This window comes from Psychrobacter sp. AOP7-A1-24 (assembly GCF_052376235.1).
Lineage (GTDB): Bacteria > Pseudomonadota > Gammaproteobacteria > Pseudomonadales > Moraxellaceae > Psychrobacter.
Genome location: NZ_JBQSVM010000116.1, coordinates 1 through 396 on the forward strand (window position 1 = coordinate 1; position 396 = coordinate 396).

Below are 396 nucleotides of genomic sequence, written 5' to 3' on the forward strand. Positions count from 1 at the left end.
GATAATAATCAAACCACACCTGTCTTGGCGATTGATAGCCCAAACCCTTTTGAATCCTCGTCTGGTTGTAGTACAGCTCGATATAACTGATAATATCATTGATCGCTGCAAATCTAGTCTTATAATCCTGATGATATACCAGCTCATTCTTTAATGTGCCCCAGAAGCTTTCTATCGGAGCGTTATCGAAACAGTTGCCTTTGCCGCTCATTGAGCCTATAAATTGATGCTGCTTAATGGTCTTGTGGTAGGCGTGACTGCAATACTGACTGCCTCTGTCTGAATGAACGATTAGCCCTTTGCTTGGACGTTTATTCTTGATGGCCATATTTAGTGCTTTGCAAACTAAATCTGCGGTCATACGCTTGTTAATAGCGTAACCGACAAGCTCTTTGG

1 protein-coding gene is annotated in these 396 nt (G+C 42.2%); it reads right to left on the bottom strand.

The genetic code is table 11. The features are described 5' to 3' along the window. Positions 1 to 396 (bottom strand): IS3 family transposase (locus ACT3QQ_RS13965; RefSeq protein ID WP_444528436.1); only part of this gene is annotated, 396 nt, incomplete at both ends.